Genomic DNA, 11,406 nt, shown 5'->3' with positions numbered 1-11,406 from the left:
CTTATAAATGGAGCTTCAAGAGGTGTACAATAAGCGTCATATTTTTATCAATATTGAAAGAGTGAATACTATTGAAAAAAGAATTTTTGAATCATAAATCATTTAAATTGTTGAGCATGGCCTTTTTAGTCGCAACGCTTGTGTATTTTCCTGTATTTTATCGCTATCTTGTAGACGGTACGGTGTATAGTGGAAAATATGATGGGATTAGACAACTAGTGCCATTCCAAATGTTTTTGTACGAGAGGATGTCAAATCTATCATCTTTTTATGATGTTGGTTTTGGACTGGGTGGAGATTACTTCACAGATCTCTCCTATTATTACACAACGTCGCCTTTAATGTATATCAACTTTTTGGGTATTAAGTTGTTTCAAACGTTGAGATTGGTGGATCCATCAAGTATTGATTTCTGGGCGGGGAATCAGATTGTTGTGGCCTTTTTAAAATGTATGATTACATTTCTAGCGGCATATGGCATGTTGAAAACGTTTAAAATGGAGAAGCGTTATTGCTTTTTAGGTGCGATGCTTTATAGTGCGTCAACGATTTTTTACTTTTTCAATTTTATATGGTCATTTTTTGGCGATGTTATGCTTTTTTTACCATTATCTATTTGGGGAATGGAACGCTTCTTCAAAAAAAGAAAAATCGGATTATTTGTTTTTGCTATTTCATTAACTTTATTTTCTAACTTTTATTTTAGTTATTATGAAGTAATTGCGCTAACTATTTATTTGATTTATCGCATGATTGACACACATCCAGATGATATTGTCGTACGTTGGAAAAAGTTATGGCTGCTATTCCCAGCAGTGTTGATTAGTTTGTGTATTGCTTCGTTTGGTTTTTTAACGGGCGTGCATGGCTTCTTGCATAATGACCGTAAACTGATCGATTTTAATGTGCCATTGCTGATTGATTTTTCTCAAAGGTATCATATTTTTTCAAATGGCTATGATTTTACAATTACTTTTATTGTGTTAGTAGCACTTTTTTCATTTAAGTTATATCGTCACTATTATTATCGATTGTTTGCAATATTGACATGGATTTTACTTATCGGTTCGCTTACACCACATATTGATAGCTTCTTTAATGGCTTTTCATTCCCAGAAAGACGATGGGGGTTCCTGTTAGTGCTATCAACAAGTGTCCTTATGGCATTATGGGTGAAGTATTTTAAGGAATTGATGTGGCATAATTATTTGATATCATTATTACCACTTATTCCATTAGCCATAGCCACTGTTAATATGTCGGAAGGACGTATGCGATGGATGATCGTAAGTGTCTTAATTTTATGCATTGTAGGATATTGTGTGTTTATGCAAAAAGGTTTCAATAAGAAAATAGCTTTGCTCATTATTGCCCTGTTTGTCGTCCAGCAATTTGTCATGCTATTGAATTATCGCACAAATCAATTGGCACAATATGAACCTAATTTAGACCTTCTGCATTCACCAGATTATCATAGTGATATCATGCAAAAAAAGATTAATAAGATGAAAGATAAGCAGTCACCGTTGGATCGTATTGATTATATTGGTGTGGTTGCGAATACAGGTATGTTGTATCGATTCAATAGTTTGTCGCTGTATTCCAGTATTTTTGATGGTGAGATACTAGAATATTATGACAAGTTGATGCAGATTAATATGGGCTTAGATTATAACAGTTACTACCGCACACTGGGAGATCGTGCAAATCTATTATCGTTATGGGGTGTTACAGACCGCATTCGAAAAGGAAGTGACCTGTCTTTACCATATGGCATGGAGCGACGAGAGACTTTTAAAGATAGAATTGTGACATGGACGCATAGTCATAACACGATTGATTATCCTGCAGCGCATCTAACATCAAAAATTTTCGATGCTGCGGATTTAAAGTCACCTTTAGACCGTGAGCATGCGATGCTTGAAGGTGTTGTCATAGGTGGAAAGAAAGCGAATACGCCATTTTACGAAAATCCGAATCTTGTTAAATTTGCAGGCATTACACCACGAGATGCGAAACAACAAGGCTTTCAATTAACTGTCTTCAAAGATTTAGGTGGTCTTGATATCAAAATGCCTCCTGAATTGTCAGGAAGATATAAAGATTATTATTTAGAAATGGATATTGAATTATTACATCCAAATGCACACCATTATTTACTTGTTGATGAATTTTATCAGGCACGTCAAGAACTTAATCAACGTTATAGACGTTTCGTTACACCTGTAACAGTCCGTGTATCGGCAAAAGATATCATGCAACTCAAACTTAAAAAAGGCACATATCGTGTCAACATTAAAGGTATTTACGGCGAAGACTATGCAACATTAGAAAAAGCAAAAGACGAAGTCATACCGGTTAAAGTGACAAAAAATAAACGAGATATACATGTAGCAATAAAACCAACGAAAAAGTCTTATCTTGTAATGCCAATGCCATATCGTGGTGGTTTGAAAGCTGAAGTAGATGGCAAACCAAGGGATGTGGAAAAGGGCAATGGCTTACAAACTGTGATTCCAGTTAATAAGGGTGAGAAAGAGGTTATCATTTATTATGAGCTGCCATATTGGCGTTTATACCTTGTGATGACAATTGTTGGTATTATCAGTGCGTTTGTCTATCGCAAATGGTTGCGTCGTACGAGTTAGTCTAAATAACATACAGAAATCCCCTCGCTATCTCGGTAGTAAGGGGATTTTTCAACGTTTAACGTGTATCAACTTGGCGATGTGTTTGGATAATATGTGCAATTTTTGCGATGACTTTATCGATGGAATCTGGATCGCCGTATAAGTCGTATTCTTTAATATTCACGCGAACGACTGGGCATGCATTGAACTGATTAATCCAATTGTCATAGCGTTTGAACAGCATTTGCCAATATTCCGGATCTGTATCCATTTCCATTTGACGACCACGCGTATTAATACGATCAATTACGCTGTCATAATCAGATTCTAAATAGATGAGTACGTCTGGCTTTGGAAAGTATGGCGTCATCACCATAGCGTCGAATAGATTTGAGTATGTTTCAAAGTCTTCTTCTGTCATCGTACCTTGTTCTTGGTGCATTTTCGCAAAAATATCAACGTCTTCATAAATCGAACGGTCTTGAATAAAGCCACCGCCGTATTCAAACATGCGCTTTTGTTCTTTAAAGCGTTCAGCTAAAAAGTAAATCTGCAAGTGAAAACTCCAACGATTGAAATCATCGTAAAATTTGTCTAAGTAAGGGTTATGGTCTACGTTTTCATAAGATGTCCGAAAGTTTAATTTGTCAGCAAGTGCGCGTGTTAATGATGATTTACCAACACCTACTGTTCCAGCAATCGTAATGACTGCATCTGATGGAATATTATAGTTTGTCATATGTATGTCCTCCGATTAAGTCGTTAATACGTGATAAGACGTGTTCATAGTCTTCAGGATTGTTTACGAAGTCGATATCTGTAGTATCAATCCATAGGACACTATGACCTTCACGTGATAGTTGTTCATAATACATCGCATAGTCTTTTTTGAGTTTTAACAAGTAGTTGTCTTCAATATGTGCTTCAAAGCTGCGATCACGCTTGGCAATGCGTTCTTTCAATACGGATAAATCAGCATCTAATATAATAGTATAGTCAGGTGTGATTAAGTCTTCCGTCAAGATATTATAAATACGAGAAAACTTTGTGTATTCTGCTTCTGAAAGCGTGTTGCGTGCGAAGATTTTGTTTTTATAAATGTGATAGTCACACACAATACCTTGATTAAGTTCTGCCAAATCTTGATAGGCTTTGTATCGGTTACAGAGAAAGAACATTTCTGTTTGAAAGCTCCACTTGGAAATATCTTCGTAAAAGTCAGAAAGGAACGGGTTTTCCCCGACGATTTCTTTTGCTTCATAAAAGTGGTAAGATTGACTCAACTTGTGTGTGAGTGAGGATTTACCAACGCCAATCGGTCCTTCAATAACGATAAATGGTTGTGTCATATATTTTCGCTCCATCTCTTAGTAGTCAGTACTACAAATTTTAACATAAGTGAGGCTATTTCTGTATGAGAAGTCATGAATATTATATGTCACTTGCATTGGAGGAAGCATATCAAGCAGCAACTAAAGGAGAGGTGCCTATTGGTGCTGTTATTGTGAAAGACGACCAGGTTATTGCTCGCGCACATAATTTGCGAGAGACCTTGCAGTTGCCGACTGCGCATGCTGAGCATCTCGCAATCGAACAAGCAGCACAAGCGCTTAAAACTTGGAGATTAGAGGGATGTACGCTGTATGTCACTTTAGAGCCGTGTGTCATGTGTGCTGGAACGATTGTGATGAGTCGTGTTGAGCAAGTTGTATATGGTGCAGAAGACCCAAAAGGTGGGTGTAGTGGGAGCTTAATGAACTTGATAGAGGACGCACAGATGAATCACCGTGCCAAAGTTGTACGTGGTGTGCTTGCTTATTCATGTGGTCAGCAACTCAAAACTTTTTTTAAAACATTACGTCAGCGTAAAAAAGAGAAGTCTCATAAATAAGTTGAGTGACTGATATTTATATAAAAGCAAATTTTGAAAAAATATATATGAATTTTGTTAAAATATGTATGTCTCTATTTGTAGCATACAGTATAAATTAAAGGAAAGTAGAATAAATATAAAGTGAGGGAATGTGATGATTAAGTTAATCGCAACAGATATGGATGGCACCTTATTGAATGCATCACACGAAATAACACCTGAAAATATTGAGGCGATTCAATATGCACAATCTAAAGGTGTAACGGTTGTTATCGCGACTGGGCGTGCTTTTTATGAAGCGAGTACACCAGTGACGACAGCAGGTTTAAAGGTACCTTATATTTGTTTGAATGGTGCAGAGGTGAGGGATGAAAGTTTCAATATCATTCACACATCGAGCTTGAATAAAGAGATGTCCGATACGATTCAAAATAAGTTGAGACAAGAGGGGATTTACTACCAAGTGTATACCAATAGAGGTATTTATACGGAAGATCCTGAGAAAGACTTAGCGATTTATGTAGATATTGCGAAACAAGCAGGCCAACATGCCAAAGTGGCGGTCATTCGCCAACATATTCAGTCACGTATTGATAATGGGACGTTGAAAGTCGTTTCAAGTTATGATGAAATTGAATCGGTTCCTGGTGAATTGATTATGAAAATATTGGCATTTGATACAGATATAGAGAAACTTGGACGTGTGAAACAGGAACTTGCAGAACATGTGGGTCTCGCTGTCTCATCCTCTTCGGTTGGTAATATTGAGATTACAAATGCAGAAGCACAAAAAGGAATGGCGTTGGCAGCAATTGCGGAACAGTTAAATATTGATATGCAAGACGCTATGGCTGTAGGTGACAATATGAATGATACATCTATGTTGGAACGCGTGGGATACCCAGTAGCGATGGCGAATGGTGTGCCAGCCGTTAAAGATATAGCAACGTTTACAACGGATTCTAATGAGGAAAGTGGCGTTGCAAAGGCAATATACCATGTATTAGCACAATCAGAATCATAAAAGGAGTGTTTTAAGCAATGAAGGGACTTATTATTGTTGGAAGCGCACAACGCGGTTCACATACGAATGCACTAGCACAATTTTTGAAGAAACAAATTGAATCACATGATGAATCTGTCACAATTTTTGATTTGGCAGAACAACCTATTCATACACTAGATTTCACGGGACAAAACCCAGTGCCGGATAGTTACCAAAACAATGCAGAACAACTTAAAACATTAGTGCGTGAAGCTGACTTTATTATTTTGGGAACACCGAATTACCATGGTTCATATTCAGGTATCTTAAAAAATGCATTAGACCATTTAACAATGGATGACTTTAAGATGAAGCCGGTTGGACTGGTGAATAACAGTGGCGGTATCGTGAGTGCAGAACCACTGTCGCATTTACGTTTAATTGTTCGTTCGTTGCTAGGTATTGCAGTGCCAACTCAAATTGCTACGCACGATTCAGATTATGATAGACGAGAAGACGGTACACTATACTTATCAAATGATGAATTCCAGCTGCGTGCTAAACTATTCATTGATCAAATATTATCATTTGCGAACAACAGTCCTTATGAACATTTGAAATAAATCAAATACAAAAGCACTGGGTACGGACAATGGCATCTTTTAAGAAAATGAGATGTCAGTCTTGATCCCAGTGCTTTTTACATATATGTTGTATGACGATGTCTTATGGTTTATCAAAATTAAGTTTAAAGTCGCTTACAGGCCAATAGCGTAGGACAACTTTACCGACAATCTTCTTTTCTGATATTAAGCCTACTTCAGGACGTCTACTATCTATACTATTTTGTCTATTGTCTCCTAAAACTAAGTATTTATCTTTGGGAATGGTTCCTTGCTCTGACGCACCTGTCAAGTCAATAGAAGAAAAATCTTCTGTTAATTGACGACCGATTTTGTGGCGTTTGTTTGCTTCTAAGTATGGTTCATTTATTTTTTTGCCATTAACATAGAGTATATCGTTTTTATAAGTAACGATGTCCCCAGGTTTTCCAATCAAGCGTTTAATATAGTCTTTACGGCTATCTCGATGAAATACAATGACATCTCCGTTATCGAGAGTGTCTAGTGTTTTTGAAATTTTACTGACTACTACACGGTCACTATCGTTAAAAGTAGGATACATAGATAAGCCATTAACTTTATAAGTAGAAGCAACGAAATGTGATATAAGCAGTGAGGCAATTACGGCAATTGCGACGGCACATAACAATTCAAGTAAGTCTTTTTTCATATGAGTCACCTTTATTTTGGAATATGGGAGAGTGAGGCAGGGATCTCGTTTTACTAAAAAGATTCCATGCCTTACTCTGGCAAGGCTGAGCATGAGTGGAAAAGCGCATTTTCATGCCAATCAGCTATTACCATTACAACATTTGTTCACTTTGGATAGTGTGATTAATGTTTTAGTCTATTATAATTTAGCATATTCATCGTTAGCAAGGTAATTGTTAGTGATTGATATTGGATACTAAAAGAAAAGTTTATTCCTGAACTTCACATATTGGCGATAATAATAAGTCGCTGTGTCATTGTATTATTTACGTAGTGCTACGTCATTACAACGATAAATATAAGGTGACGATGAGTTCACACAAAAGAACCCCCAAACTACTTGAGCGATAGTGTGGGGGTATAAAATATTGGATATAAGATGATTATCATGTTATTAACGTAACAGTATGAAGCTAAATGGTTTTACTGAATAAGGTGCTAAATACGCTTATTATCACGAAATGTTGTGCATGCCTTATATGCTTCTCTCACAAGATGTATGAGTGTGTCAAAAGTATAAATTTCGGCAAAGCGTAGGAGTACACATAAACGTTGACTGGACTGTTTTAGCAACTATTAAAGTTAATCAGTTATAAGCGAGCTTGCCATTTATCCGTCCAAACAAGTTCGTTCGGCACGCCTTTGAATTCACTGTTACCCATAATTTTATCGACAACGGTTTCTAAGTTTGTAGTGTTTGAATGATATGCATTGATATATGCTTTTACCATTGTTGCATCATGTAGGTGTGTTGTGAAGTTCAATGAGACGAAGACAGTTGGAACTTCATGAACATACCAAGGAATTTCATTACTCATAGCTGTAGACCAGCGAATACGATAGTTGTTTTCAGCAGCATAGCCAACAATATTAGCAAAAACAAGGGCTGCATCGACATCTTCACGGTAAGTGAGCGTTTTGCCTTTGATACGTGTAGAGCCATCATTCACAGTGACATTAAAGCCACGTGCTTCCAAAATTTCAACGAGTTGTTTTGTGACTGATTGATCAGCTTTATAAATACCATCCTTCTCGCCCTCAATTACATATAGGCGGATATTTTTATGAGTTTCAGGTCGGATGGGCAATTGGTCAAGTGTGTTTTTGACAAGTGTAATCCCAAGATCAGCTGCTTGACGTTGCATCTCTTTATGTTCTTCACAACCAATGATATCTAATTCAGATTCAGCAACTTCTAATGTGTTATTTGATTGGCGTTGTGGTAAGTTGATTTTTGCTTTAAGACCAAGAATACGACGCAATGCATCATGAAGGCGTTCATCAGTAATGACACCATTCTTATAACCGTTCAACATGAAGTTGAAGTCTTCTTCAATATCGTTAAAGAATAAGAACATATCACAGCCAGCTGCGATCGCTAATGGCACGTAATCTTCACGTTTCATAGAGGCTGTCATACCAAGCATATGACTGGCATCTGTAATGACAAGACCGTTGAACTGCATGTCATCTTTTAAAAGATCTGTCAACAATTCTTTTGCCAATGATGCTGGTAAAACATCACGATCATCAAGTTCAGGATTCAATTTTTTAGAGTATGATGGCAATGCGATATGACCAGCCATAATCATCTCGACACCATTTTGTATATGATTTTCGTATACTTTTCTGAAGCTATTGTCCCATTGTTCAACAGATTGTTCATTAACACCTAACACAAGATGTTGGTCACGTTCTTCTGTTCCATCGCCAGGGAAGTGTTTGACACATGTAATCATATCAGCTGTTTGACGGAAACCATCAATAAAAGCATTTGTATATTTAATAACTGTTTCAGCAGTTGTTCCGTAACTACGCGTATTGACGATTGTATTACGCCAATTTTCCAAAATATCTACACATGGGTCGAAGTTAATGTTAACACCTAGTGCTTTGGATTCACGACCTGATACAAGTCCCGCATTGTAAGACACCGTAGGATCTTGTGCTGCTTCACATTGTGCGGCTGATGCGATATATGTCCCGTCAGAACAAGCCCCATTACCACCAGAGTCACAGTTAGCAGCTACAAGTAATGGAATCTTACTATGAGATTGTAGTTGATTGAGTAAGTTTTGAACTTGTTGTTTATTACCACCTTGATAACGCGCACCACCAATATGGTATTTCTTTAAAATATCCTCATTTGATAAAGATTGATCGTTAAAATTGCCGTTATCTTCTAGAAAGAATAAGTTGAAAAAGAGTTGACCGATTTTTTCTTCATCTGTTAAGTTTTGAATCGTGTCTTCAACCCACGCAATTTGTTCGTCATTCAAGTTATAAGGTTTAGCTGTTAAATCTACTTGTACCATAGAAAACATCCTCTCATTTAAAATTTGAATAAAATTGTTCGATTAGTTGTTGCTGAATGTTGCTGAATGTTTGTTGTTGGAAATGATGGGCATAAGTTTCGTTAAATGCTTGCCATGATGTGCCTTCATGTCCAGCAAGAATAGGATAGAAGTAAACATCGTTATGTTTGGCCGCGTCCAGGTCACCTTTGGCATCACCAATCATTAGTACACATCCGTTATCATAATGTGCTTTTAGTGTGTTAATGCAATGCTCTTTCGTTCCAGCTTCTTGAGCGAACATGCCTGTCACATATTGCGTCAAGCCATGAGCTGTCCATTCACTATCGACAGCAGATAAGTTTGCCGACGATACAATCGCAATATCTGCAAATTGGTTGGCATTGTTAAGCGCACTGTGAACATGTGGGAAAGGCCCCACACTTGGTAAAGCTTCAATGCGCTCATTTACTTTATTCGACCAGTCAAGCATAAGCTTTAGACCATGTTGATTAGGATTTTTGAAGATAGCACGCATAAGCTCAGGATTTGAAAAAATGGGTGTTGTTTCAACCCAATGTTTAATGTCTTCGTATCCTTCAACGGTTATGCCACTATTATGTAGCTCTGTTAACATTTTGTTTAATCCTTTGAAGCGGTTGATACCACGGGTGATTTCATATAAGTTAAAATCATTCCAACGCTTTAATATGTTGTCACGGTGTGGTTCTAAACTTGGCCAAACATCAAGGATAGCGGGGCCAAACGCTTGCTCATGTTTGATGGTCATTGTATCCATACCACAACCATCCGAATCGACACAGATTAAAAATTGATGCTGTGGTTTAAAGCTGCTGAGTGAGGTATTCATAGTTTTCGTTCCTTTCGTTGGTTATAATAAAGAGGAGGTGAGCCATCATGTATCATCAAGAGACATTTAATATGCTTAAAGCCCACGCAATTGAATTATTAATGCTAGAAATCAATGCGTATGACTTGTCTGATATAAAAGGGATAAGTCAGCAACTCAAGTCGCCTTTTACTAATACTAAGAGAAAAAAGTATCAGAAAGAATTAACCCATCTGTTGGCTTCAATGGATAACCACCATATTTATCATTATACGAATCAGTTTGATGTTAATTTTTTAATGTTTAAATATCGTAAAATCAATCAAATTATTATTTTAGGGCCATTTCTACAACGACGACCGCGTGAGCAGCAATGTCAAGAAATGTTACAACGTGTGCAAATCAAGTTGTCAAGATTGTATACATTAAAGCAATATTTACTCCAAGTGCCAGTTTGTCCTTATAGCCAAGCGCTTAAAATGACACGTTTAGCTATGCGTTATTTAAAAAACAAATACCGCTATGAAGAAGTGTTGACTGTTGACTTTAATTTTCATGAAATGCCAGAATCTTATGCCGAACATAAAGAACAATATGACTATACGCTTGCTCAAATTCAACAGCGTTATAATCTGGAAAACCGTATGCTGACAGCGATTGAGAACGGCAATGTGGAAGAGGCCTTAGCGCTGCACACACAAATTATGGTATCGGTCGCAGGCATTCAACGTGCACGAGATACTTTATTGAATCAAAAATATAAAGTATATCTCATTAATTCATTATCACGCAAAGCAATTGAACGTGCTCATGTGAACTTACTGACGGTTGACCAGTTGTCTAAAAAGTTCGCTACACAAATTGATGAAGCAAATTCAGTTGAAGATTTAGAGCAAATTGCCAAAAATTTAATATACGAATATACAGCAACGGTTATAAAAGCCAAATCTTTACATTATAGTCCTAAAATCAGCAAAGTTGTTCAGTATATTGAGATGAACCTAGACCGTCCCATTACATTAAAAGAGTTAGCTGAAAACGTTGAGTTGGCACCAGCTTATTTGTCAAGGTTGTTTAATAAAGAAACAGGGCAGTCTGTCTCGCAATATATGATGTCCTTACGTTTGAAAAAAGGGAAAAACTTACTTGAAACAACTTCGATGAGTATTGAAGACATTGCATCTTATGTTGGCTTTCAACAGCAAAGTTATTTTGCGAAATGCTTTCGTGACTATTTTGGACAAACGCCACTACAGTATCGAAAACAATATCATGTAAAAGTCTAATACTTCGCTGTGCACATTAAAGTTAGCAAATTAAAAATAAAATAACCACAAAAGTTTGAGAAAAAAATCATAAAACCGCTTCAGAAGTTGAATTTACGTAAAAATAATAATAAAAAAATCAAGAATTTAATAAAAATCACCTGTTTTTGTTATT

10 protein-coding genes are annotated in these 11,406 nt (G+C 36.8%); 5 read left to right on the top strand and 5 right to left on the bottom strand.

Features of this window, described 5'->3' with window-relative positions:
• Positions 1-71 precede the first annotated feature (71 nt).
• Complete coding sequence (locus NXS11_RS06620; protein WP_259199962.1) at positions 72-2,648, top strand: YfhO family protein; 2,577 nt, start codon at positions 72-74, stop codon at positions 2,646-2,648.
• Positions 2,649-2,706: 58 nt separating this feature from the next.
• Here NXS11_RS06620 and NXS11_RS06615 read toward each other — a convergent pair whose 3' ends face one another.
• The gene (locus NXS11_RS06615; RefSeq protein WP_259199960.1) at positions 2,707-3,369 is read right to left on the bottom strand and encodes a deoxynucleoside kinase; all 663 of its coding nucleotides are present in this window, start codon (positions 3,367-3,369) and stop codon (positions 2,707-2,709) included.
• Positions 3,356-3,979: a deoxynucleoside kinase gene (locus tag NXS11_RS06610; protein WP_259199958.1), complete on the bottom strand. Its 624-nt coding sequence runs from the start codon at positions 3,977-3,979 to the stop codon at positions 3,356-3,358. The genes NXS11_RS06615 and NXS11_RS06610 overlap by 14 nt, the downstream gene beginning before the upstream one ends.
• Before the next feature lie 65 nt (positions 3,980-4,044).
• Between NXS11_RS06610 and tadA the strand changes: the two genes are divergently transcribed.
• The 3 genes from tadA (at position 4,045) to NXS11_RS06595 (ending at position 6,111) form a co-directional block, all read left to right on the top strand.
• The gene (tadA, locus tag NXS11_RS06605; protein WP_259199957.1) at positions 4,045-4,521 is read left to right on the top strand and encodes a tRNA adenosine(34) deaminase TadA; all 477 of its coding nucleotides are present in this window, start codon (positions 4,045-4,047) and stop codon (positions 4,519-4,521) included.
• Between the two features lie 136 nt (positions 4,522-4,657).
• The gene (locus NXS11_RS06600; RefSeq protein WP_259199956.1) at positions 4,658-5,527 is read left to right on the top strand and encodes a Cof-type HAD-IIB family hydrolase; all 870 of its coding nucleotides are present in this window, start codon (positions 4,658-4,660) and stop codon (positions 5,525-5,527) included.
• A 17-nt stretch (positions 5,528-5,544) separates the two neighbouring features.
• Positions 5,545-6,111 carry an NADPH-dependent FMN reductase gene (locus NXS11_RS06595; RefSeq protein WP_259199954.1) on the top strand — a complete coding sequence of 189 codons (567 nt, stop codon included), beginning with the start codon at positions 5,545-5,547 and terminating at the stop codon, positions 6,109-6,111.
• A gap of 103 nt (positions 6,112-6,214) precedes the next feature.
• On the opposite strand, the gene lepB is transcribed toward NXS11_RS06595, so the two are convergent.
• The 3 genes from lepB to NXS11_RS06580 form a co-directional block, all read right to left on the bottom strand.
• Positions 6,215-6,781: a signal peptidase I gene (gene lepB / locus NXS11_RS06590; protein ID WP_259200064.1), complete on the bottom strand. Its 567-nt coding sequence runs from the start codon at positions 6,779-6,781 to the stop codon at positions 6,215-6,217.
• 631 nt (positions 6,782-7,412) lie between these two features.
• Complete coding sequence (locus NXS11_RS06585; protein WP_259199953.1) at positions 7,413-9,137, bottom strand: glycoside hydrolase family 3 protein; 1,725 nt, start codon at positions 9,135-9,137, stop codon at positions 7,413-7,415.
• 13 nt (positions 9,138-9,150) lie between these two features.
• Entirely contained in the window at positions 9,151-9,987 is an 837-nt protein-coding gene (locus NXS11_RS06580; protein WP_259199952.1) for an HAD family hydrolase, read from the bottom strand.
• 47 nt (positions 9,988-10,034) lie between these two features.
• Here NXS11_RS06580 and NXS11_RS06575 point away from each other — a divergent pair, with 47 nt between their 5' ends.
• Entirely contained in the window at positions 10,035-11,252 is a 1,218-nt protein-coding gene (locus NXS11_RS06575; protein ID WP_259199951.1) for a helix-turn-helix domain-containing protein, read from the top strand.
• Positions 11,253-11,406 lie beyond the last annotated feature (154 nt).

This window comes from Staphylococcus americanisciuri (assembly GCF_024814435.1).
Lineage (GTDB): Bacteria > Bacillota > Bacilli > Staphylococcales > Staphylococcaceae > Staphylococcus > Staphylococcus americanisciuri.
Note: the sequence above shows the minus strand (reverse complement) of the source record. Positions and strands in the feature narration are given on the sequence as shown.

Bases quoted from the DNA above. Each gene is read 5' to 3' on its own strand.
- lepB (WP_259200064.1), bottom strand. From the start codon at position 6,781: ATGAAAAAAGACTTACTTGAATTGTTATGTGCCGTCGCAATTGCCGTA.
- NXS11_RS06575 (WP_259199951.1), top strand. From the start codon at position 10,035: ATGTATCATCAAGAGACATTTAATATGCTTAAAGCCCACGCAATTGAA.
- NXS11_RS06615 (WP_259199960.1), bottom strand. From the start codon at position 3,369: ATGACAAACTATAATATTCCATCAGATGCAGTCATTACGATTGCTGGA.
- NXS11_RS06600 (WP_259199956.1), top strand. From the start codon at position 4,658: ATGATTAAGTTAATCGCAACAGATATGGATGGCACCTTATTGAATGCA.
- NXS11_RS06595 (WP_259199954.1), top strand. From the start codon at position 5,545: ATGAAGGGACTTATTATTGTTGGAAGCGCACAACGCGGTTCACATACG.
- NXS11_RS06610 (WP_259199958.1), bottom strand. From the start codon at position 3,979: ATGACACAACCATTTATCGTTATTGAAGGACCGATTGGCGTTGGTAAA.
- NXS11_RS06580 (WP_259199952.1), bottom strand. From the start codon at position 9,987: ATGAATACCTCACTCAGCAGCTTTAAACCACAGCATCAATTTTTAATC.
- NXS11_RS06585 (WP_259199953.1), bottom strand. From the start codon at position 9,137: ATGGTACAAGTAGATTTAACAGCTAAACCTTATAACTTGAATGACGAA.
- tadA (WP_259199957.1), top strand. From the start codon at position 4,045: ATGAGAAGTCATGAATATTATATGTCACTTGCATTGGAGGAAGCATAT.